We start from the raw sequence: 22052 nt of genomic DNA, 5'->3' as shown, positions 1-22052 counted from the left end.
GCAGGAGATCATCATGGAAAATATCGATCTCGGGATCGGCGACGCCGCGGACGCCGCCGTCAACTACATCCTCGACAATTTCACCCCGGCGCTGGACGGCATCGCCTCCGTCATCGGCTTCGTCACCGACAGCATCCAGGCCGGGCTGAACCTGCTGCCGGCGGTGGTGGTGATCGCCCTGATCGCCCTGCTCGCGCTTTGGCGGGTGAGCTGGAAATTCGCCATCTTCGCCGTCGCCGCCCTGGTGTTGATCAGCGGCATGGGGCTGTGGGGCCGCATGCTGGAGACGCTTTCGCTGGTGCTGGCGGCGACCTTCATCGCGATCCTGATCGGCATTCCGCTCGGCATCGCCATGGCGCGGAACGCGACCGTGCAGATGCTGGCCCGGCCGGCGCTCGACCTGATGCAGACCATGCCGGCCTTCGTCTACCTGATTCCGGCCGCCATGTTCTTCGGCCTGGGCGCGGTGCCGGGCACCATCGCCACGGTCATCTTCTCGATGCCCCCGGTGGTGCGCCTGACCAACCTGGGCATCCGGCAGGTGCATGCGGAGTTCATCGAGGCTGGCCTGGCCTTCGGCTGCACGCCGGGGCAGTTGCTGATGAAGGTGCAGATCCCGAATGCGCTGCCTTCCATCATGGCGGGGATCAACCAGACCATCATGCTTTCGCTGTCGATGGTCGTCATCGCCTCGATGATCGGTGCGGGCGGCCTTGGCAACACGGTGCTGACCGGCATCCAGCGACTGGATGTCGGCACGGGGTTCGAGGGTGGCCTGGCCGTCGTGGTGCTCGCGGTCCTTCTCGACCGCATCACCCAGAGCTTCGGCCAGCCCCGTGCCGGGCTCAGCCTGCGCCGACTTTTCGCCGGCCGAGCAGGCGCCGCGGTGGAATCCACCGGCGCGCAGGCCCCCATCGCGCAACCGGCGGCGCCCGCTGCCTCCCTGGTGCTGCCCCGGTCCCAGGTTCTTTCTCAATCAAAGGAAACGATATGATTCTCAACAAGCGCCAACTCCTCGGCCTGTCCGCCGGTCTCGCCGCCACCGCAACGGCCGGCGCAACGACCAGCCCGGCACGTGCCCGGTCCGGCGGCGCCATCAAGCTGGGCTACAGTGCCTGGGCCGACGCCGAGTTCATCACCAAGCTGGCGGCGAAGCTGATCGAGGACCGGCTGTCCACGCCGGTACAGCTGATCCAGGTGGACGTTGCCCCGCTGTACCAGGGGCTGTCCCGCGGTGACGTGGATGCGATGCTGATGTCGTGGCTGCCGAAGACCCACGCCGACTACTGGAAGCGCGTCGAGAACAGCGTGGAGCGTCTCGGCACGCTCTACAGCGGCGCGCGCCTTGGCTGGGTGGTGCCGAAATACGTGCCGGAATCCGAGGTGTCCTCCATCGCCGACCTCGCGAAGCCGGAAGTCCGCAGCAAGCTCTCGGGCCGTATCCAGGGCATCGAGCCCGGCGCCGGGCTGACCCGCCTGTCGAAGGAGGCCGTCGAGGCCTATGGCCTGGACTACACGCTGCAGGAATCCAGCGAGGCCGCCATGCTGACCACCGTGGACCGCGCGATGCGTGGCGACCGCTGGGTGGTTGCCACCGCGTGGAGCCCGCATTGGATGTTCGGCAAGTACGACCTGCGCTACCTGGCCGACCCGAAGGGTGCGCTGGGCGGAGAGGAGGAAGTGATTGCGCTCGGCCGCAAGGACCTGGGCAAGGATCGCCCCGAGGTTGCCGCCTTCCTGTCCCGCCTGAACATGCCGCTCGACGACCTGCAGAGCGCCATGCTGGTCGCGCAGGAAGACAGCTATGAGACCGCGGTGGCGAAGTACATCGAGGAGCATCAGCGGGCGGTGGACGGGTGGTTCGCACGGAGCTGACGCAGCTGCCGGCCCGCAGCCCTTCGGGGCTGCGGGCCGAGCGCGTTGGGCGCCTGCACCGCGGTTTCCGGCCCGCGGCCGTGGAGGCCGCTACCTCCGGCGCCCGCAAGCCTCAGTCACGCCAGGGGTTCGGCAGCGTGTCGTTGGCGTAGCCGCTGACGAAGCCTTTCGGCGCACCGGTCGTCGTGTCGAAGACGTGGCGCGAGACGGCGCCGATATTCGCGCCGTAGACATGGATGCTGATGGAGACGTGGTCTTCGAAGGCGTTGCGGACGCGGTGGATATCGCCGATGCGGGGCGAAACGGCGGCCACCATGCCGGTGTCGAGGCGCTCATGCCCCTCCGCGTGCGGCACGCGGTCCGGCGCGAACATCTCGGCCTCCTCGGCCCCGCGCAGTACGCCGATCAGGCCCCAGACCGTGTGGTCATGGATCGGCGTCCTCTGGCCCGGTCCCCACACGAAGCTGACGACCGAGAAGCGCTCCAGCGGGTCGCAGTGCAGCAGATATTGCCTGTAATGGACGGGATGCGGCTGGGCGAAGGCTTCCGGCAGCCAGTCATCCGTTGCGACCAGCTCCGCCAGCAGCGGCTTGCCCTCGGCGAGAATCCGCGCCTCGTCCGACTCCGCTTCGCCGACGAGGCGTGTCATCGCTGTGATGAAGTGGCGAAGACGGGCGGTCCCGGTTGTCGCGGACATCGTCGAAATCCTCCTGCGCTGCGCTTCGCCGTCCGGGAAGCTTATCCGGTCAACCGCCGACCGATGGGCTGGGCCAGCCTGCGTCGGACCTGTCCCGCTCCAGGAACGGCGGGCCTGAGCGATACCGGAACGTGCAGGCAGCCGCAGCAGGATCGTAACGCATGCGCACCGGGCCCGTCACTTGTCCCATCGGGCATCCTGATGGCGCAGCGCGACAAAAGTGCAGGGTGGTCCCCCAGGGAGGTCCCCCAGGGACCGACTGCCATGCCCCACTGGAACCCCCCCTCCAGACTAATCCCAAAGCGCCTTTGACCCCGCGCCACCGCGGCGCGCAGCCTGCGCGGCGCACGGCAGTGCCCGGCACCACCCCAGCCAGCCCCTCCGCCCCCCGCGCATCCGGGCGGCGCCGCAGGCCCTGGCACGGTCCGCCAGGACGCAGCCGCCAGAAGGGGGATCCCAGTGATGAAAATGGCGCCCAATGCGGTGAATGTCGCGCTGGAACTGCTGGCAGAACGGCGCTACGGCGATTTCGCACGGCGCGCCCTCGGCCTGCTCTATGAACAGCGCGTCGCCTACGGCCTGCGACGCGACCTCGAAATCCCGCTGGTCCCGCCCCAGGCCAAGATCCCCATCCGCATCCGCGAAATGCAGGACAAGGACCTGCCCGCCCTGTTCGACGGCATCGAATCCGGGATGAGCCGCAAGGAACGGGTGGAGATGCTGACCCGCCGCGCACATCTCGAAGCCGCCATCCCCACCTGCTACGTGGCGGAGGATGAGCGCAATGGCGCGCCCTGCTACTTCCAATGGCTGATGGGCCCGCAGCAGAACGCCCGCATCCAGGCCTTCTTCCCGCCCGGCATCTTCCCGGTGCTGCGGGCGGATGAGGCGCTGCTGGAAAACGCCTACACGCCCGTCGCCTATCGCGGCAACGGCATCATGTCCGCCGCCATGGCGCTGATCGCGGAACGCGCCGCGACCCTCGGCTGCCGCTACGTCATCACCTTCGTGGAGAAGGACAACATCGCCTCCCTCAAGGGCTGCAAGCGCTCCGGCTTCGCGCCCTATCTGGAACGGGCGGAAAGCCGTTTCCTGTTCAACCTGATCCGTCGGCGGCGCTTCCGGGCGCTCGGCGTGTCCTGAGCCCGGTTCCACCTGGCTGCCCACCGCGGCGCGCCGCCCGAGGATGATCCGGATGATCGAGACCCCGTTGCTCACCCGCCCGCCGGCCGTGCAGGACACCCCGGCGCCGTGCATCATCGCCCGCCCCGTGCCGCTGCAGGCGCTGTCCGCGGCCGAGTGGGATGGCTTCGCCGCGCGTTGCGGCGCCTCCTACCATTGCGCGCTGGCCCATATCCGCGCCTGGCGGCTGCTGCGCACGGTGCGCGTCTTCGAACTGGTGCGGCAGGATGCGGGCGGCGAGGCGCGGATCGGGCAATGCGCCGTCGCCCTCGGCGGGCGCCGCCGCTTCCTCGACAGCCTGCAATTGCTGCCCGATCACGCGGCGGAGTGGCCGGCGGCCATGGCGGCGGTGCTGCGCGCACTCGGCCCCGGCACCTATCGCTACGGATCGACCTGGAGCCTGCAGCCGCGCCGCGAGGCCCTGCTCCGGGACCTTCCGGGCATCAGCATCGAGCATGTGCAGCCGATGGCGGTGCAGGCCGTCGATTTCGGCGCCTATGCGGGGTGGGATGCCTATCTGCGCGCCGTCAGCACCAATGCCCGCCGCAATGCCCGCAAGGCCGCCCAGGCGTATCCGGACCTGGTGGTGAAGCTGCATGAGGGGCCGGCGATGCAGGGCCAGGTGCCGAAGCTGACCTGGCTTCGCAACGCCGTGTGCCGCCGCAAACGGCTGCGCTTCCGCCTGCCGCACGAATGGCTGCGCGCCGCCGCCCGCGCCGAGATCTGGCGACGCTACGGTTTTATCGCCTCGGTGGAGGCCGGGGGGCGGACGCTCGGCATGTTCTCCGGCATCCGCTTCGGCGGCAGTACCTGCTACCTGGAAGGCGCATCCCGCGCGGATAACGAAGGCGCGTCCTGGTACCTGATGCTGGAGATGTTGCGCCACGCCTACGCGCAGCACCCGCAGGGCCATTTCATCATGGGCATCGTGACGGAGGATGCAAAGCTCACCCGGTCCCGCGAGCAATGCCGCGTCGCCGACCACCCCACCAGCATCGTGGAGTTCCGGTATGCGGGCGCGACGGGCTGAGCGCTACCGCGAACAGGCCGCCCCGCCGAGCACGCAGAACTTCGCGCAATGCGGGTGGTTCAGCGGCACCGGCCGCGCCGCCTCCGCCAGGGTAGCGCCGAGCTCGAATTGCGGGTCGTAGGGCAGCAGGGTGCAGGCCACCACCGCCGGCCGCGCCGCGCCGCGCCGCTTCACCACCATGCGGGAGGAGGCGCACATCATCTGGTCCGGGTGCTTCTTCAGGATGCCCCAGCACGCCTCGGTGATCTCTGGCACATCCACCGTCGCGTCCATTTCGGGAAACAGCATCAGCGCGACGGGGTCGCCGGCGTCGATCGGGATGCCGTGCTCGGCGAACAGGCGGGCGAAGCCGGCGCGCATAGCGGCCTCATCCTCTCCGCCGAAGCTGGCGCGGCCGGCGACGTGCACGCGGAACCCTGCGCGCGCCAGCCAGCCGAGGCCCTCCAGCGTGGCCGCGAAGCTGCCCGCGCCGCGCTCGAAATCATGATGCGCGGCGCTGTGGTGGTCCAGGCTCACGCGCAGCGTCAGGCGGTCCCGCAGCCTGTCCGGGCCCAGCCGGTCGCGCAGCGCCAGCAGCTTCGGCGCGTGGCGGCGCATCGGCTTCATGGCGTTGGTCAGCACCAGAGCGGCCAATTCGCCGGGGCGGGTCAGCACATCCTCCAGCATCGGCAGCAGATGCGGGTTCATGAAGGGCTCGCCGCCGGTGAAGCCCACTTCCCGCAGCGGCATGGCGCTGGCAGCCGCCTCGTCCAGGTAGCCGGCGACCTCGGCGGCGGAGATGTAGACCAGCGCGTCGTTGCGCGGGCTGCTCTCGATGTAGCAGGCGCGACAGGTGATGTTGCACAGCGTGCCGGTGTTCACCCACAGCGTATCCAGGCCGGAAGGCGCCACCACGGCGCGACGCTCGCCCTTGGCGGTGATGAGCGGGTCGCGGAACTTCTCGGCGGAGAGCGGGCGCGGCACGGTCAGGCTGAGTGTGGACAAATCGCAATCCTTCCGGCTGTGCGGCAGTGCCTCAGCGCAGCTTCGCCGGCCCGAGGCGGGTGGTTACGGCGGCTGGCGCTATTCGGCCAGCAGGAAGCGGCGCAATGCGGCGGCCACGGCTTCGGGCGCTTCCTCCATCGGCACATGGCCGAGCCCGGGCAGGACGACAAGGCGGCTGTCGGCCAGCACGCGCTGGTAGTCTGCGGCGTGGCTGGCGGGGACCATGGCGTCCCGTTCCCCCCATAGCAGCAGCACGGGTGCCTGGATGCTGGCCAGCAACGGCTCCGGCGGCGGCAGCATATGGCCGGCCATGCGGTCCAGTATGGCCTGGCGAACGCCGGGGGCCAGCAGCATGTCGCGGTAGCGCGCGAAGCGTTCGGTCGTCAGCGCGGATGGGTCGCCATAGGCGGGTTCCAGGCTGGCGCGCAGCAGGCGGTCCGGCAGGGTGTAGGGCAGCACCCGCATCAGCAGCGGCACCCGCGCCGCGGTGCCGTAGCCCTGGCCGGGGCTGGCAAAGCCATCGGGCGCCATCAGCACCAGCTTCGCCACGCGCCCTGATTCCGCCGCGGCGAAGCGCCAGGCGATCCGCCCGCCCATCGAACTGCCGAGCAGATGCGCCTGCCGCACGCCCAGCCGGTCCATCAGCGCCGCGATCAGGCGGATGGCCCGCGCGTCGGAATAGTCGCCCGAGGGGTCGGGGCCGGTCAGGCCGAAGCCCGGCAGGTCCAGCCGGATCACCCGCAGCCGGTCCTCCAGCAGGGCGGCCACATCCTCCCAGGTATGCAGGCTGCTGGCGAAGCCGTGCAGCAGGATCAGCGCCGGCGCATCGTCCGGGCCGGAAAGGGGGGCGGAGCGGGGCCCGGTATCGCGCAGATGCAGCCGCAGCCCGTCCAGTTCCATGAAGGCGGAGGGCGCGGCGGCATGGCGCGCCTCCAGCACCGCACGCGGCCGGTCCGGTGCGTGGAGCCACAGCGCGGCCAGCAGCAGGCCGGCCGCCACCAGGCCGGCGATCAGCAACAGGGCGCGCATGGCGGGGCGGGATGCATTGTGCAGATAGATGCGGATGCGCCCGCGACTGTCGATGGTCCGCCTGCTGAATTCCCGCCGTCACTCCCGCTCCAGGCGGCCGAGGCAGCCGAACCAGTCACGGCCGGAGACGCCGGCATCCGGCAGCGTCACCCGCAGCGGCTCGTCGCGGGGGCGGGAGTAGGTCAGCGTGCCGCCAGCCAGCAGCGCCCGGACCCGCCGCTCGGTCGCCGCGGATAGCGGCTGCGTCACCCCCGCGCCCTCCGCCCCGCGGGCATGCATGGTGCGCCACCAGGCACCCTCCGGCCCACGGAAGGCCAGGCGCAGGATGCGCGGCGCCGCCTCTGTTCCCAGCGCGACGAAATCGACCTGTGCCTGCGGCCCCGCGGCGACGGTGAGCGTGGCGTCGGGATGCACGATGCGGGCGGTGCAGGAATCCTGGGTGACGCTGAACGACCATGCGGCCGCGACATCATGCAGCGGCGGCGGAGGCCGGGGCGCGGCGGGCCGAGACTGTGCGGATTGGGACGGTGCCGGGCGGAAAGCCGCCGGCGGCGCCGCGCAGCCGGCCAGGACCGCGGCCAGGGCCAGGGCCAGCCATGCCGGGCGCCTCATGGCGCAGCCTGCCGCAGGGTGAAGTGCGACCATGGGCCGGCGACGTAGCGCGGGCCTTCGCGGGACAGGCGCAGCACGCGCCAGGCGTAGTCCATCGGCTCCGCCAGTCGCAGCCGGTGGCGGCCGGCTGCTTCGGCATTGCCGGCGAAGACCTCCTGCCAGGTGGCGTCCGCTGCGAGCCCGAGGATCTCGACGAAGCAGCAGCGGGCTTCGCCTTGCTCCGTTCCGGTCCAGGCGAGCTCGACCGGCGCCGGCCATGCCGAGGCCTCCACCACCGTGCCATCCGGCGGCTGGCTGGCCGCGGGGCGGGCGAGGTCGGTTGCTGCCGGCGGCGGCGCCGGCTCGCCATCCCGCGCCGCGGCGGTTGGCGCGGCCGAGACCGCCCATTCCAGCGTGCCGGGCCGGGGCAGCGGGGCGCCGTCCGGAACCTCGCCAAGTCGCAATTCCGTCGGCGCCCGCCCGGCCGCGGCGGCAATGGCCTGGGCCGCTTCCCGATCCTCGATGAAGAAGTACCGCAGCGCATCCGCCTCCGCGCCGGCCGAGACCGGGAAGGGCGCGGCGACGGTGGCGCCGCCCTGGCGCAGCCGCTGGGCCAGCTCCGCGCCACGCCCGGCGGCTGCGGCATCGCCGCGAGGATAGGTCAGCACGATGCGCGAGGCGGGGCGTTGCGGCAGGGGTGGGAAGGCGCGTGTGGCCTCCGGCTCGGCCGGCATGGCTGCCCCGGGCGGGTCCGCGGCCGGCATATCCGTGCCGGGCAAGGCTGCGCCGGATAAGGCTGTGGCGGGCAGGGATCCGGACGATGCGACCTGGGCCGGCATGGCGGCGTCGGATATGGCGGCGTCGGACAGGGTCGCGTTGGACAGGGTCGCGTCGGGCCGGGCACCGACCGGCATCACCGCGTCCGGCCCGGCGATCCGGATTTCGGCGGCGGGTTCCGTGGCGGGGCCAGACGCTGACCCGGAGGTCGTGGGGGGAGGGGGCGATGGCCGCTCCACGAGGGTGAACAGCGCCAGGCCTCCAGCGGCGGCGGCCAGCCCGGCAAGACCGAAGGCGATCCAGCCCATGCGGCGGCGCGGTGGCGGCATGTCGGGTGCCGCGGCTTCCGGCGGCAGCATCAGCACCTGGCCGGGCTGCGGGCCGGGCTCCGCCAGCGCCGGCCCAGGCAACGGGTCGGGCGATGCGGCATGCGCTGGCTCAGGCCCGGGCTCGGGCCCATGCTCCGGCCCATGCTCCGGCCCATGCTCCGGCAGCACGTGCATTTGCGCCGCGGCCTGCACGTGCGACGGGGTTGCCTGCGGCACGCCGTCCATCTCCGCCATGAACAGGCTGCTGCCGATCAGCACGTTCAGCCGGCGCGGCACGCCCGCCGAGGCTTCGCCCAGCGCCGACAGGGCGGCAGAGGCGATGCGGTCCGCCGGCAGCCCCAGCGTGGCGAGGCGTGCGGCGACATAGCCCGGCACCTCCTCCTCCTGCAGCCCGTGCAGGCGCACCAGGCGGTGCGGCAGCTCCGCCAGCCGCGCGGCGAAGCCGGGAAGTGCGGCCAGCACCGCCACGCAGTTCTCCCTCGCCAGCGTCGCCAGCACGGCGTCCTCGATGCGGTCCGCTTCATCGACCAGCAGCAGGGGCGGGAAGGGGGCGGCCAGCAGGTCGCCGCACTCGACGCGCTGCGGCGCATGCCCCTGCGCCCGGAGCTCCGCCTCGAGCGCGCCGAGCATGGTCGTCTTGCCGACTCCGGCCGCACCCAGCAGCGCGATGATGCTAGGCTGGTCAGCCATCCGCAGCAGTCCGGCGCGGGCGCTGGACCAGGCGCGGTGCCGCAGCAGGTGGGGCTGCGGCCGGATTTCCGTGATGAGCTTCAGGACGTCACACTCAAGGTTAAAGGCTCCGTGTGGGTTCTGTTTGGCCAGCTTCCCGGCAGTGGCCAGTCTCCCGGCGGTAGCCAGTCTCGCGGCATGGGCCGTGTTTGCAATTCATCTGCCCGCCAGCCGCATCACGATGCTGTTCCTGTGCCCCGGTCCTGTGCCCCGTGTCCTGTGCCCCGTGTCCTGTGCCCCGGATGCGCACCCCAGCGGGCAGCGACGGTCCGTGACGAGGATGCGCGCGCGGGGGCTTGCGGTGCCCCGGGCGAACCGCTAGGAACCCGCACGCTTTTCCGGCGGTACGCTGCTGTAGCTCAGTGGTAGAGCACTCCCTTGGTAAGGGAGAGGTCGACAGTTCAATCCTGTCCAGCAGCACCACATCTTTTCAGCCGGTTAGCCTGCGCCAGAAGCCTTGCGGACTCATCACCCTTTGATGGTGCGGACTCGCGGCGGACTCATCCTTCATCAACTTCCGCCGCTGGCATCAGGCCGGCCGCTGCCAGGCGGCGTGTCATCATGTGGATCTCGGCAGCGATCAGCGCCTCAAGGTCGGCTGCAACCGGGTCTGGCAGTTTGTGGCGCCGCACCAGTCCCGCCGGGATGGCCTGAAGGCTGCGTTGGATCACCGGCAGGGCCTCGGCCAGCACCGCGACCATGTCCGCCTTCACGACGTAGAAGCCGCGCTCACGAGCCAACCGATCTTCGAGGATGCGAACCTGCGCCAGCTTAAGCCGCTCTGAAGCGCTGGTCGGGGCTGCCTCATCTTCAAAGGCACCAACCAGCAGGGGGGCAGATTCGGCATAGGCTGCAGCATCTGCCGCAGCCCGTGCATCGCGCTTGCCTCGGAGGAAGGCGGCAACAGCATCAGCGTTGAACTGCCACTCTGTTCCGTTGGCGCCGCGCCGTACCGCCGGGAAATCAGGCCATCTCTCAAGCCAGGTGGAGAGCGTGGAAAGCGAGACGCCCAGCTTCGCAGCCAGCTCAGACTTGTTCAGCAGGATCATGATCCACACCCCAAACAGCAACAGCAATAACAACCTAGACCATTGTTTTAGCTTAAAATTTCTGCCTCTAACCGGGGTCCAAATTACCCGTGTCCCAGGAAAGGCCTGGGAAGGACCCGCGTAATTTTGTTGCGCGACACAATGTTGCGCGGCGTCACGTGGCCTCCTTCAGCGCCTTGTCGATGGCCTTGGCCATCAGGCGTGGGAAGTCGCGGTCTATGGTGGCGCGGGTGATGCCATCAAAGTCCAGGCGCGGCCGATAGGTGGGCGGCTTGCCGACGATGGCCGCCACCGGCACCACCAGGCCAAGGCGGCGATCGCGAACCTTGTAGATGCCTGGCGGCAATCCGCCGCCCTCGCCTGGCTCTTTGCTGCGCCCCTGCGGCCTGCCGGGCTGTTCATCCTGCCCATCATGGCCGCGATCTTCCGAATCCTGCCGGCGGCTGTTCCGATCGGCCCAAATCTCGAACCGGGAAGGGCCGTTCGAAATCAGGAAGTCGCGGAGCTTACGCACCGCCGCCGCATCCTCCCGCGCCCCCACCGTGCCGCGTTCCGATAGCGCCGCCTCGAGGCAGAGGCGCGCCGCGCATTCGGCATCGGTGGCGGGCCAGGGCACTATGCCCGCTTCGGCCGCCAGTTCGCCCGCCGCGGCGATCAGGGCAAAGCGCCGCGCCATGCGCTGAACCTGGCCATCGGCGCCCGCAGGCACCAACCGCTGAAACAGCGCATCGACCAGCCCAGCGAGGCGCCGCCGCAGGGCCAGCTCATCGACCGCCATCTGCGCCGTAAGCCACACGAGGAAGGCCCGCGCGGCGACGCCGTAGTGATGCCTTGTGGCTGCCTCAATGCGCTTCGCAAGGGCGCCGCCATCGGCGCAGCCCTGCAAATCCTCAAAGAGGCCATGCCCAGCCCCAGCATCGGCCGGCACGTGGACGAGGCGCACTTCCTGGCCGGCCATCACGCGCTGGCCAGCCTCCGCCATCTTGGCTTCCAAGGTGCCTTCTCCGGTGGAGAAGACGAGCAGCCGAAACCGGGCTTGCTGGCGCATGAAGCCGCTGCGCTGCGCGCGCAGCTTGCCGGCGCCATTCGCAATCATGAAGACCACATCACCAACTTCCTGGGCCCGCGCCTGGTTCATCTCATCCAGGATCATGAGGGCGTCGTTGTGCAGCGCGGCCGCACCTTCCTGCCCGTTCGCGGTGCCATTCCAGGAACGCCAGAAATCCTTCGCGCCTTCCCGAGGCCCGCCGCCCCACACGCTGGCGGCAATGCGACCGGCGGCGCTCTTACCGACCGATGAATTGCCGACATAGTGGACACCGCCTCCTTCTTCGCCCAGCAGCTCGAGCAGCGGGCCGGCCAGGGCGGTGCTGGCGGCCAGCATCAGGCGCGAATTGCCGATGCACAGCGTAGCCACCTTCGCCTTCCACTCATCCAGCGATCCGCCTTTGCGGAAGTCGTGCGGCTGCGGCTCCGCCGATTGCAGGATGACGCGCTCCGATGCCTCACCGATCACCCCATCCGGCAGCACGAACACCAGCCGATCCGCGACGCGGTGCCATCCGATCCGCGGCACGCTGACCGCCCGTTCCCGCGTCTGGATGCTGCACAGGTAATCCATGAAGGCCTGCCGCGCGGCCTGACTGCTGGCCAGGTCAAGGCCATGGTCTGCCAGGAGCTGCCGGACTTCCCCACCCTCGCCAGCGATCAGACGCTTCGGGATGGCGAGTTCATGCACCACCCCATCCCGGTTGCGGAAATGCAGCAGCAGACCCCAGGCACGGCTTTCCGGATCCCGCGTCTCGGCCAGCACGCGGAAGGGCGCGGAGAGCCAAAGCGGCGTCTTTTCCTCCCGCTTGCAGAACAAGCCGCGGACCCGGTTCATCTCAAATCGTCCATCGGTGCGATCCGGCACCTTCGGCTCCGGCGGCGCGGCCGGCGTCGCCGATGGCGCGCCCCGCACCGCGCGGCGAATCGCCTCCCGCGGCTTGCGCTCCGGCTTCGGATCATCGTCGCGTTCGGGCGCCGTCATGCTTGAGGTTCCGCGTTCAGGAGGTCGTTGAAGTCGGACCCGACGGGGCTGCGCGCGATCCGCACGATGCGTCCTTCGGCCTGATGTTGCGCGACGGCGCGCGTGACGGCATCCCGTGCCTGCGCGCCTTCGTCATTGTCCGCGCACAGGATCAATGTGCGCACCCGCGGCGGCAGGATGATCCGCGCGAAGTTGGATACGGATACGGCGGCGATCACGCGCAGATCCGGGCACGCGAGCGCGACGCTCAAGGCCGTCTCAATCCCCTCCGCTGCCGCGACCGTCTCACCCTCCGGCGCCTCGCGCATCGGCTTGGCGGATGCGCCACGTTGCAGCGGGATGAACCCTCCCGCAAAGCCACCCAGCGCGCGCTTCGCCGTTTCCAGCGAAGCCTTCCGCCAGTGCCCCGCGGCGTCGCGCGCCAGCCAGGTGCGATGCGTCGAGAGATGAACGCCCCCTCCATCCGTGATGGCGGCGAGCATCGCGGGCAGGTCGCGCCCTGCTTCCCCGCACCAGACGGCAGGATGGAACCGCAGGGCCCGCGGCTGCCGCCCGAGCTCCGCCAGGGCGATGCCACGCCCGCGCAAATAGTGGTCCACCGGCGTGCCGGCGATGGAAGGCTGCGCGGCTAGGAACAGCGCCAGCGCTGCCCGGCGGCGCGCCTCCGCCTCGGCATCCGGCCGGCGATCCTTCGGGGCAGGCGCCGCCGGCATTATTGCCGGTGCCACGCTGCCGGCGCCGAGGCCGAGCCACCCGCGCGCCCAGCGCAGCGCCTCCCGCTTGTCACCGCCGAAGCGGGAGGCGGCCACCAGGTCCAACGCATCCCCGCGTTGCCCGCTGGCGAAGTCGCACCACACGCCGCGCCGTTCCCCGTGGATTCGCACCGCCAGCGACTGGCCACGCTCGCCCGCCAGCGATCCGCACCGCCATTCGGCGCCGTCCCGGCGGCCGTTCGGCAGCAGATCGCGCGCCAGGTCTTCGACCCGCTGCGCCAGCATGTCCGCGATCGCGGCCGCGTCGAAGCCGTCGCGCGCCATCACCACGTCTCCGGCCAGACCGCGGGGACGCGCAGCGCCATGCGGAAGATGAAATCCCGATCTGCGGTGCGCAGCCGGCCATGGGTCCGCACCAGGTCCACCAGGATGGCGGTTTCCGATGCGCCGAACAGGGCCGGCCAGACCAGGCAATGCCGCGCGACGCCCCGAGGCGGCATCAGTTCCCACCAGAAGCGCGCGCGGGGCGGCACCTGGCGGCGCGGTATGGGCCCTGGCGCGTCGCGCAGGATCTCGTCCCAGGTGAGGCCGTGCCCGGCCAGTACGTCCGCCAGCACGCGGGCCGCTGAGTCCCTTTCCGCATAATCGAGGCTAGCCAGCCTGGCGCCCAGGCGAACGATCATCGCGCGCGTGGCCCCATGCGGGTTCGGCCCCTGTGGCAAGCTGGGCGGCATCCGCTGCACCGTCATCGCATGAAGACCGGCTGGCGTCCTGCCGCCAGCGCGCACCGCATGGCGGCGCGTCGGATGCTGGCGGTGACCACATCCAGCCGCAGCGCATCGGGCGCATGCACAGCGGCAAAATCTGCCCATGGCTGGTAGGATGTGGCGCCGCATTCGACAATGATGCCGCCTGCGGGCGAAGCGGCCGTGGCCGCGCAGAGGGCGGCGTAGGCGCCGGCATCGGGCGCCCCGGTGAAGACCCCCAGCGGCGCCCCGACCCGCATGGCGGCGAACCAGGCGCGCAGATCGGCGCAATCGAACGCCGCCGGGCCGCGCGTGCCGCCGGCTGCAGCCTCGGGATCATCACCCAGTACCAGAAGCGCCGGGTGGCCGGCACGATGCGGAGGCACAGCCCGCCCATGCACCACCAGGTGCAGGTCGCAGCCGAGGGCGCGCAGGGCGAGGATGGGTTGAAGGTGGGGAGGGGGCATCATGGCGCGGCGGCCTGCGGCGCGGCGCTGCCGCCTCGCACCGTTTCCTCGGATGTGGACCGGAAGCGGCGGGCCGCTTCCCACTCCACCACATCGGATTCGCGATAGACGACCAGGCGCCCGCCTGGCATGCGCAGGTAGGATGGCCCGCTGCCATCCTGACGCCAGCGCTGAACGGTTCTGATATCGACGCCTTCGCGCTGCGCGAGCTGCGCAGACGTCAGGTGGTTGGTTCCGCGATCGGTCATAGGGCCTTCCGGTCACAAAGCGACAGGCGGCGAAACTGCCCGCATCGCCCGCGCGCCGCCCGGAGACGACGGCGGAATGCAGGGCAAAGCGGGCCAATGCTGCGTGTCAGCCCGCGCCGCTCGTCATGCCGGAGCAGTCGCGCGCGTGGCCATCAACCACCCGGGCAGGGATGCGGAGCTCGCCGCCGGGCAGGTCTTTAAGGGGCATCTTGGGCTGGCCGTCCGCAATTAGAATCGTCAGCACACCCATGATAGCGTCTGAGTCCGGCTGTTTCCCGGAAGGCTCACCCGTCTGCACTTCAAGCAAGTTGTCGCGGATCTGTTCGCCGACCCGGGCGGCGAATTGGCGGAGTTCACCACCCCAGTCCTTCTTCAGTAGCCCGAGGTCCAACCCGCGCGCCTTCTGGATTGCTGCAACCGCAACGAGGCAGAGTGTGTTGGGCACGCGCTTTGCCGCCTCATGCTCAGGCCTGAGAAGCGCTCTGGTGTGTTCGCTGATCCAGCCTTCAGGAATGGTAACGCCGCAGGCAGAGTCCCCGCGGCGTCGCATCTTGAACCCCATCGCGCCCGAGAGAGCTTCGGCCAGCTCAGAGGAAACCCGCCTCCCGCCTTTGAATACGAGACCGAGGCGATCTCGGTTGTCTTCGTGTTGATGAATCCAGAACAGCGCTCTGGCCAACGGGAGAATTCGAGCCTCATCAACGTTGCGACCGCTCGCCGCGGCTTCACGATCTTTGCTTCCTGCCCGGCTTGGCCTTGCCTTCGCAGCCGGCGCATCCGCCATGGGTGTCGCCGCCTGCTCCGGCGTCGGAACCACGACCAGCCGCCGGAAGAACGGCAGCCGCTCCGCGCCGGCACCGGTGGGAATCAGCTCTGCGGCGCGCAGGTCGAAGCGCATTCGCGGTTCACGCCACCAGGATGCCGGCACCGCACGCGGCACCGCGTCGGGATCTTCAAATGGCGCGGCCGTGGCATGCCATGCGCCCGTGGCGAGCGCGCCGCATACCGCGGCCACCAAATCATCCCGACGAAGCGCGATCTGGCGCCGCAAGGCCACGGTCAATGCGGCATCGCGGCCGGGAAGCCCGAAACCCTCAAGCGCCATCCTGCGATCCAGGCCGGCAGGATGCTGCGTATCCGGCAGGCCGCGCATAAAAGCCGTCGGCGATATGGCGCCAGTGCCAGGAAGCCACATCGCCTCGAGATACCCGGACAGCATGGCGAGGAAACCCCGCCCATCCGGGCGGAGCTGGCCCGCAAGCCCACGGAAAGCCGGGTACGCACCATCCAAAAACCTAGCTGGATGCAGGGCATGCGGCAGCGCGGGTATTTCCACCGGCAAGCCGCGCTGGGCTGCGAAGACAACGAGCCGGAGGATGATGGCATCGCTTCGCAGTACCTCGCGAAGATGGGCGTAGGGCGACGCAGTCGGCGCCGGCCGACCGCCTAGAGGATCGCGCAGATCCCGCCAAACCAGACCCGGCCGCAGTCGTTCCTGTGCCTGGCGCAGCGTCGCCAGTTGATCAATCGGATCGGCCATTTCCACAGGCGCTGGCGGCGGCTCTACGGGGCTCAGGATGATCGCCTCCAATGCCGCCTCGAGGCTTGCCGCATGGCCATCCGGGACAACGCCAAGCCATCCCTCCCGCCGCGCCGCGCCGAGGATGGCGGCACCCTCGGCGATCGCCATCACGAGCGACCAGCCGGAGGCGCGCGCAGAGGCGGCCCCCGCATCATTGTCCTGGATCATCACCACCCCACGCAGGCCCGCCCCACGCGCCAAAGGAAGCGGCGCGGCCGGCCGGGCGTGGGGTCCCGGCGCGCGGCGGCCAACCGTGGCCGCGCCTTCGGTGAACATCGGCGCCGGGGCCTGGCGGAGCAAGGCGGAAGCCGCGTTCATCATGCCGGCCTCACATTGCCGGCCGGCACACCAGAGTGATGCGCGCGGTGCCAGGCAATCGAAGCGTCCATCATCCGGCCGATGTCGGGGGCAGGGAAATCGGCGGCGCGCCAGGCAGCGTAATCCATCAGCTCCGCCGCCTCCGCCATGCGCAGCAGCGGCAGGGGCCACCACGCGCCGCACAGGGCGAGGCGCAGCAGCTCCGTCGCAAACCCCCCGCCCACCGCGGCGGCATCATCGGGTGGAAGATGCGCCTCCACCACGCTGGCAATATCGCAGGCGACAACTGCCGCCGGCATCGCCTCCGCCGCGCGGATCAGCCGCGCCATGGCCGAGGCACCACAGGCTTCGACGGTCACCCCGCGCGGCTCAGCAGGTCGCACGCCCTGCCCATCGTGGCCGGAAGTGGTGCCGCTCATGCCACCGATCCGCCAACCAAGTCGCGCGCCAGCGAGGCCGCGAGCAGGCTCACAGGATCGTCGCGGCCCTCGATGCAGTCGCGCAGGATCTCGGCCTTCGCCGCACGGCCGCGCCGGGTCGCAGCCGGCGCGTCGGCGATGGCGCGCAGCGCCTGGCGCCGCCGTGCGCCGAGACTGTCCATCGCTGCGATAACAGCCTTGGCGCGCGGGCCGCCAATCGCCAGGCCGCCCTCCGCTTCATCCAGGCCCCGCAGTTCCGCCGAGAGGCTCGCCCAGCGATCGACCAGACGCAGCAGCGACGCATCAGGCGAGGCGGCAGGCACAGCCGGCGGGACCGGCAGTGCCAGGTTGGCGAGCAGCCGCGTCGCATCCTCGGCCGCGCCGGCCAAGAGGAGAAATTCCACATCCGCCACGCCGCCTCGCTGCTCGCGAAAGGCGACCGTCGCACTGATCTTTACGGCGACGCCGGTGAAGCTGGCTGCCGGGATCTCCGCCATCGCGGACAGCGCGGACTCATACTCATCCCAAGCCGCCTCCTGCGCCTCCTGCGCCTCCGCGCACACCGCCCGATCCGCGCAGAGCTCGGCCGCGCCGAACCGCTCCATGGCCACAGACTCGGCGTCAGATGCGGCAACCGCCACGGCGCAGAGGCGCAGCAGATCGCGATCGGGGCCAGTAAGCCCCGCGGATGCGACCTCGGCCGCCAGCGGCACTGACACCGGGGTCGCAGCGACCGGGGGCACGCGCACAAGGGCCAGGGCCGGCGCAGCAGCCAGGATTCCACGCCGTGAGGTTGCAGGTTTAGAATGGTCAGCAGCCATTGTTCGGGCCTCCGTAGGGCTCGTGGGGTGGTCAGGCCGGGCATGTGGTTGCCGCCACATGCTCGGCCGAAGCTGGCAATAGTTGCCAACCTCGCGTATGTTTGGGCTTGTGTCCCGGCAAGGTCAAGAACCGTTGATGACTTCCGCAATCACTGCCGAGCAATGCCGCGGTGCGCGCGCCATGCTGAACCTGCGCCGAGAGGATCTGGCCAAGGTCGCGACGGTGGGCCACTCGACGCTGTTCGACTTCGAATCAGGCAAGCGGCAGCCTCATCCGCGCACACTCGATGCGATCCGTGCCGCCTTGGAGGCAGCGGGCGTTGAGTTCATAGCAGAGAATGGCGGCGGGCCGGGTGTGCGGCTCCGAAAGCAAGGCGCCTAATCTTTGCCAACACTTCCGGACTGGCCGCTGCTGATGAACGAGCAGACGGCCTGCGCCTTCACCAGCCAATCGCGCCGCGATTTTCGCGCCCTTGTTTCTGCCGGCCTTCTGCCCCCTGGCCGCAGCTTGCTTCCGGACCGGCCGGCGGTATGGCATCGCGAAGAAGTCGAGAAGTTGACCGCCCGCATCTGGGGTCTAGGCCTCGCAGAACGCGAAGCGGCTGCCTCACGCGCAATGGCCTTAGCGGCCGTGCAGGCTTACGACCCATCGGCAGGACGCCCCATCCGGAACCGCAAACCGAGCTGAAGGCCAAGGTCGACCTGGGTGCTAATGCGGCATTTCATGCAAGCACGGGATCCGCCACCATCTCTCGCTGGCGCGCTGGCGCGCTGGCGCGCTGGCGCGCTGGCGCGCTGGCGCGCTGGCGGGGATGCCGATCTGCTCGGTGGTCGCGGGCCTATTGTCCGCAGTGCGGACAATAGCGAAAGCGGGGGTTGATATTCGGCCCCCACGCTTCTGGCGGCCCTACTTTCGCATGACGGCAGTTTGAATACGGTCAATCAAACGGCCGGCTCCCTTCGAAGCTCGACGCAAGATCCGAGCCGCGTCCAGCAAATCGCGGCGGCACCAGCGCGGATCGTCTTCATCAGTAACATCGGCAATCATCGGGTGCGTGCGAGTAATCAGGTTCATGATCTTGTCGCCTGGAATAGTAAGACGAGATTGGCGCTTGCTGTTGGCGTCAATCGACCGAAACTGATCCCTCGGCGTCGTCGTGGATCCGCCGTTTTCGATCTTCATGTAGAACCGACTGGCGCCTGCTAAAACCACGTAGTTGATGGCCCTGGACTCGCTCAGGGAAAGTTCAACAAGCTGCCCTTCATACATGAGGACTTGGCCTCCATGCTCGATATCCGTCATCACGTTAGCAATGACGTAGGCCTGGGCGTCGGCGAAGGTTTCGTAGTGGCGTCCGTAGATGGCGGCGAAGTATCCTGGACTATTCTGGAGCCACTTGGCGCACCGCTTGCCGAGCACGAAGGCGACGATCGACATCGTGAGTGTATAGAGGATCGAGAACAGGATCAGGGTGCCCGGCCGACACCGGAGGGGCGGGCCTGCTGCGCCCGGCAATGTCGCAATCTCGGCGAAGCTATCGATCAAGCTGCAGGACGATCGCCAGTCGAATAAGGCAAGAACCGCGACGCCGACGGTGCAGTGCAGTACCGTAGAAGTTACGGCGAACATCGCCGTGTCGATCAACGTGCCCCGACTGCCATCATGCCGCGATGGGTATTGAGGCTCCGCCAAGTGGAAACCCACCAGGAAGATGAAGCCGGGGCTCAGGATAATCAGAAGCGCAAGCGCCTGAGTGGAGAGCGATCCCACGATGCAGAAGGCTGGGGCCGAGTTATGCGGCGTGAACCGCAAGCGCCCCGTGGCCGCTCTTGATGGACCTGATCGTCTCCACCACGAGGCTGGAGCTCGGCGCCCTGTTGCCTGCCTTCCGCTTCGCTTCAACAAGGGCGCGCTCGACGATTTCGAGCCGTCCATCCGCCTCCCTGAGGAAGCCGTCGAAGATGCGCTGCTGTTCGGTCATGTTCATGACAGCCTCGTCATTGCTTCGTTCCTTCCCATGGCTCTAGCACGCCTGGAACCACACATAAAGATACCTTTATGTGTGGCTGAATTCAGGCCGGGCAAGCCCTGTTTGAGTCGACGCTAGCCCGCGCCATCTCGGTTTTACAGCGAATTCGATGACAAGGAGTTTCCTAAAACCTTGATTCGCGGCCACAGGATTGGCTCCTGCGGCGGCGCCTTGCTTGGCCCGGGTATCAATCGCCTGCGGCCGAGCCCAGGGCCTCCGCCAGCGCGGCTTCCACCGCGGCGACCTGCTGCCCCGCGACCATCGTCAGCACCGCCTGCGCCGCGTTGTTCCAGTCCGGGCCGGAAAGCTGGTCGATGGAAGAAGGCGGCACGGCGGCGAGCTGCGCGATCATGCGGTGCGCAGCCCGCGAATCGATGATGATGCCGCCTTCCGAATCTAGGCGGTAGGGCAGGCCGCATTCGCGGATATCCCGGCCCGTCGCGTGGCGCAGGTTCAGCGCCGTCATCGGATCGCCATGCGCGGTGATGGGGGCGGACAGCTTCAGCGTGGTGATGGTCATGGTCGAATCCCTTGCTGGCGCGGCCTGCGCGGCGCCGGTTGAAAATGATGCGTGGTGGACGAAGCCGAAGGACACCTCTTCCCGCTGGCGGCTTCGCCCTTGCACTCTGCCGCCCACGCGCAGCAGTCCCACCCAGCGGGGTTTCGTGCGGTGGCCGGCACTCCTGCCCGGATGGGGCAGCGACGCGCCAGCTACCGAATCATTCAGCCGTCGCGCGCTCCCGCGCGAAGGTGCCACGCGGCCCCCAGATCAGGCGGCCGGCCTGGCCAGCGCCTCGGCCGGCCGGCGGCGCCGCGATCGGCTCCGGAAGCAGCGCCGCCGGCGGTGTCAGGGTCAGGGTGGTGCGGCGGCCGGTCTTGGCGCCGAGCGCGAATTCCACCTCCTTCACCAGAAGATCGGCCTCGAGCTGCAGCCATGGAATGCTGGTGAAGGCCACCTCGTTCACCTGCCACAGGCGCCCATCCGCCTGCCGCCAGCCGGCCACGACGACCCGCACCGCCATGCCCTGGCTCCGCGACGTGGCAGCCGTCCACAGTGCCCGTGCCCGCGCATCGCTGGCCGTGCCGTCACCCTCTGCCCGCAGAACGCGGGTGCGGTTGCGCGGCACCTCAGGATCTTCGGCGGTGGCTACGATGCTGGGCTGCGCCCCACCGCCGGGAAGTTCCGCCGCACCATCCACGTCCACCTGGCGGGCGGCGAAGCTGGGCGCCTGCGACAGCACGATGTACTTGCGGAACCGCTTCGCGCCGTTGATCTCGGCCGAGGCGGAGACGATGTTCTGGCCAAGTATCAGGCCGCTTGCGGCGCGCCGGGCCAGGGCGCGTGTCAGCACGACCCGACCGCGCGCATCATCGGTTGCCAGGATGCCCCGCATGCGCGCCAGGCGTTCGATCACCTGCCAGGCGGTATCGGTTCGCTCGAACCGCTCCACCTGGAAAGGCGCGCCGCAATCCGCTTCCTCCACCACCTCGATACCCAGCGGTGCCGCCAGCGCCCGCGCGATGGCCGGCAGGGTGGTGCGGCGGAACTCGGTGCCAGCAATCTCCGGCATGCAGTCCACCAGGTCCCCGGTCAGCGACCGGCCCGACACGCTGGCGGAGCTGGCGCTCGCGTCAATGCTGCCATCCAGCCGATCCACGTGGCCCGTCACCACCAGGTCATCACCAAACCGCAGCTCCACCCGCGCAAAGGGCAGCACAGGCCAGGCCTCGCGCAGCCCATCCCACCCCCGCGCGATGCCCAGAGCGAAGGCGGAGCTGGCTTGTTCCAGGCCCCGCGTCACGCGGATATCCGTCCACCCGCTGTAGAGATGGCCGGCCACCAGCAGTGCCGGGCGATCCGCGCTTTCGCGTATCATGCGAAGCGCCTCGTGACGGGGCTCCATGCCGGAGGAGGCGTCTCGTCCCCCTCGCCACGCCATGGCATATCCGCCAGCGCCAGGCCGGATTTCACCCAAGCCTCATCGAAGCCAGGCGTACCGGAGACTTCGGCCATCAGGCGCAGGAACAGGTAGCGGTCACGCTCCACCACCATCGTCTGCGGCACCGGCAGCGGCAGCCCGCCGCGGCCATCGAAACTCACCACACGGTGGGTCCGGAACAGCAGTCCATCGTACATCGATACGATCTCCACACTCCGGCTGGCGCATGCGCCACCCAGAGCGCGCAGAGCCCACGGCGCAGAAAGGTCGAATCGCCCGGTATCCACGCTGGACATGCTGACCGTCGTTCCCCGCATATCCGACGGGCTGAACACTTCCGGCGCATCGGTTGTGACACGAGAGACCACGCCGTTGATGCGCACTTGCGGCAGCGATTTTTCCCACTCTTCGGCAGATCGAGCCAGTATGCGGCGGAGCGCTTCGGAAGGCTTCATGCCAGCCTC

Annotated in this window: 25 protein-coding genes and 1 tRNA gene; 7 read left to right on the top strand and 19 right to left on the bottom strand. The window is 69.3% G+C overall.

What is annotated here, in order from left to right; all coding sequences use genetic code 11:
• The first annotated feature begins 13 nt into the window (after window positions 1-13).
• Together HB662_RS27010 and HB662_RS27005 are read left to right on the top strand one after the other, a co-directional pair.
• Entirely contained in the window at window positions 14-994 is a 981-nt protein-coding gene (locus tag HB662_RS27010; protein WP_168054839.1) for an ABC transporter permease, read from the top strand.
• Entirely contained in the window at window positions 991-1875 is an 885-nt protein-coding gene (locus HB662_RS27005) for a glycine betaine ABC transporter substrate-binding protein (RefSeq protein WP_168054836.1), read from the top strand. The genes HB662_RS27010 and HB662_RS27005 overlap by 4 nt, the downstream gene beginning before the upstream one ends.
• Window positions 1876-1987: 112 nt before the next feature.
• On the opposite strand, the gene HB662_RS27000 is transcribed toward HB662_RS27005, so the two are convergent.
• On the bottom strand, window positions 1988-2572 hold the full coding sequence (locus tag HB662_RS27000; RefSeq protein WP_168054834.1) for a cysteine dioxygenase family protein: 585 nt from the start codon (window positions 2570-2572) through the stop codon (window positions 1988-1990).
• A 462-nt stretch (window positions 2573-3034) separates the two neighbouring features.
• Here HB662_RS27000 and HB662_RS26995 point away from each other — a divergent pair, with 462 nt between their 5' ends.
• Window positions 3035-3715, top strand: coding sequence for a GNAT family N-acetyltransferase (locus HB662_RS26995; protein WP_168054832.1), 681 nt, complete (start codon window positions 3035-3037; stop codon window positions 3713-3715).
• 52 nt (window positions 3716-3767) lie between these two features.
• Window positions 3768-4784, top strand: coding sequence for a GNAT family N-acetyltransferase (locus HB662_RS26990; protein ID WP_168054830.1), 1017 nt, complete (start codon window positions 3768-3770; stop codon window positions 4782-4784).
• A 3-nt stretch (window positions 4785-4787) separates the two neighbouring features.
• On the opposite strand, the gene HB662_RS26985 is transcribed toward HB662_RS26990, so the two are convergent.
• The 4 genes from HB662_RS26985 to HB662_RS26970 form a co-directional block, all read right to left on the bottom strand.
• The gene (locus HB662_RS26985) at window positions 4788-5768 is read right to left on the bottom strand and encodes a radical SAM protein (protein ID WP_171970289.1); all 981 of its coding nucleotides are present in this window, start codon (window positions 5766-5768) and stop codon (window positions 4788-4790) included.
• Between the two features lie 78 nt (window positions 5769-5846).
• On the bottom strand, window positions 5847-6797 hold the full coding sequence (locus HB662_RS26980; protein WP_168054828.1) for an alpha/beta fold hydrolase: 951 nt from the start codon (window positions 6795-6797) through the stop codon (window positions 5847-5849).
• 78 nt (window positions 6798-6875) lie between these two features.
• Entirely contained in the window at window positions 6876-7409 is a 534-nt protein-coding gene (locus HB662_RS26975; protein WP_168054826.1) for a hypothetical protein, read from the bottom strand.
• Entirely contained in the window at window positions 7406-9184 is a 1779-nt protein-coding gene (locus HB662_RS26970) for a hypothetical protein (protein ID WP_168054824.1), read from the bottom strand. The genes HB662_RS26975 and HB662_RS26970 overlap by 4 nt, the downstream gene beginning before the upstream one ends.
• 387 nt (window positions 9185-9571) lie before the next feature.
• On the opposite strand from HB662_RS26970, the gene HB662_RS26965 reads away from it, so the two are divergent.
• Window positions 9572-9646, top strand: a tRNA-Thr gene (locus HB662_RS26965).
• 77 nt (window positions 9647-9723) lie between these two features.
• Here the strand turns inward: HB662_RS26965 and HB662_RS26960 are convergent.
• The 9 genes from HB662_RS26960 to HB662_RS26920 form a co-directional block, all read right to left on the bottom strand.
• The gene (locus HB662_RS26960; protein WP_168054822.1) at window positions 9724-10272 is read right to left on the bottom strand and encodes a terminase small subunit; all 549 of its coding nucleotides are present in this window, start codon (window positions 10270-10272) and stop codon (window positions 9724-9726) included.
• Window positions 10273-10426: 154 nt separating this feature from the next.
• Window positions 10427-12157: a DUF927 domain-containing protein gene (locus HB662_RS26955; RefSeq protein WP_245185948.1), complete on the bottom strand. Its 1731-nt coding sequence runs from the start codon at window positions 12155-12157 to the stop codon at window positions 10427-10429.
• A gap of 143 nt (window positions 12158-12300) precedes the next feature.
• Window positions 12301-13341, bottom strand: coding sequence for a DUF7146 domain-containing protein (locus tag HB662_RS26950; RefSeq protein ID WP_245185933.1), 1041 nt, complete (start codon window positions 13339-13341; stop codon window positions 12301-12303).
• The gene (locus tag HB662_RS26945; protein ID WP_168054817.1) at window positions 13341-13700 is read right to left on the bottom strand and encodes a hypothetical protein; all 360 of its coding nucleotides are present in this window, start codon (window positions 13698-13700) and stop codon (window positions 13341-13343) included. Before HB662_RS26945 ends, HB662_RS26950 begins: the two co-directional genes overlap by 1 nt.
• Window positions 13701-13762: 62 nt before the next feature.
• Window positions 13763-14233 (bottom strand): hypothetical protein, encoded by a 471-nt coding sequence (locus HB662_RS26940; RefSeq protein ID WP_168054815.1) that lies wholly within the window; start codon window positions 14231-14233, stop codon window positions 13763-13765.
• The gene (locus HB662_RS26935) at window positions 14230-14478 is read right to left on the bottom strand and encodes a helix-turn-helix transcriptional regulator (RefSeq protein WP_209443492.1); all 249 of its coding nucleotides are present in this window, start codon (window positions 14476-14478) and stop codon (window positions 14230-14232) included. Before HB662_RS26935 ends, HB662_RS26940 begins: the two co-directional genes overlap by 4 nt.
• Window positions 14479-14584: 106 nt before the next feature.
• On the bottom strand, window positions 14585-16381 hold the full coding sequence (locus HB662_RS26930; protein ID WP_168054813.1) for a hypothetical protein: 1797 nt from the start codon (window positions 16379-16381) through the stop codon (window positions 14585-14587).
• Window positions 16378-16797, bottom strand: coding sequence for a hypothetical protein (locus HB662_RS26925; protein ID WP_168054811.1), 420 nt, complete (start codon window positions 16795-16797; stop codon window positions 16378-16380). The genes HB662_RS26930 and HB662_RS26925 overlap by 4 nt, the downstream gene beginning before the upstream one ends.
• Complete coding sequence (locus HB662_RS26920) at window positions 16794-17618, bottom strand: hypothetical protein (RefSeq protein ID WP_168054809.1); 825 nt, start codon at window positions 17616-17618, stop codon at window positions 16794-16796. The genes HB662_RS26925 and HB662_RS26920 overlap by 4 nt, the downstream gene beginning before the upstream one ends.
• A gap of 136 nt (window positions 17619-17754) precedes the next feature.
• On the opposite strand from HB662_RS26920, the gene HB662_RS26915 reads away from it, so the two are divergent.
• Complete coding sequence (locus HB662_RS26915) at window positions 17755-18000, top strand: helix-turn-helix domain-containing protein (RefSeq protein WP_168054806.1); 246 nt, start codon at window positions 17755-17757, stop codon at window positions 17998-18000.
• A gap of 33 nt (window positions 18001-18033) precedes the next feature.
• Window positions 18034-18306 (top strand): hypothetical protein, encoded by a 273-nt coding sequence (locus HB662_RS26910; RefSeq protein WP_168054804.1) that lies wholly within the window; start codon window positions 18034-18036, stop codon window positions 18304-18306.
• Window positions 18307-18525: 219 nt separating this feature from the next.
• Here the strand turns inward: HB662_RS26910 and HB662_RS26905 are convergent, their stop codons facing one another.
• From HB662_RS26905 to HB662_RS26885, 5 genes are all read right to left on the bottom strand, one after another.
• Entirely contained in the window at window positions 18526-19389 is an 864-nt protein-coding gene (locus HB662_RS26905) for a hypothetical protein (protein WP_168054802.1), read from the bottom strand.
• 22 nt (window positions 19390-19411) lie between these two features.
• The gene (locus HB662_RS26900) at window positions 19412-19606 is read right to left on the bottom strand and encodes a hypothetical protein (protein ID WP_168054799.1); all 195 of its coding nucleotides are present in this window, start codon (window positions 19604-19606) and stop codon (window positions 19412-19414) included.
• Window positions 19607-19835: 229 nt separating this feature from the next.
• Complete coding sequence (locus HB662_RS26895) at window positions 19836-20168, bottom strand: phage tail assembly protein (RefSeq protein ID WP_168054797.1); 333 nt, start codon at window positions 20166-20168, stop codon at window positions 19836-19838.
• A 199-nt stretch (window positions 20169-20367) separates the two neighbouring features.
• The gene (locus HB662_RS26890; RefSeq protein ID WP_168054795.1) at window positions 20368-21525 is read right to left on the bottom strand and encodes a phage baseplate assembly protein; all 1158 of its coding nucleotides are present in this window, start codon (window positions 21523-21525) and stop codon (window positions 20368-20370) included.
• Window positions 21522-22043, bottom strand: a complete 522-nt coding sequence (locus HB662_RS26885) for a hypothetical protein (RefSeq protein WP_168054793.1) — start codon at window positions 22041-22043, stop codon at window positions 21522-21524. Before HB662_RS26885 ends, HB662_RS26890 begins: the two co-directional genes overlap by 4 nt.
• Window positions 22044-22052: the final 9 nt, after the last annotated feature.

It is taken from the genome of Falsiroseomonas frigidaquae, from assembly GCF_012163145.1.
In the GTDB taxonomy this organism is placed as follows: Bacteria; Pseudomonadota; Alphaproteobacteria; order Acetobacterales; family Acetobacteraceae; genus Falsiroseomonas; species Falsiroseomonas frigidaquae.
The sequence above is the reverse complement of the archived record's forward strand: the minus strand, read 5'-3'. Positions and strand labels throughout refer to the sequence as shown.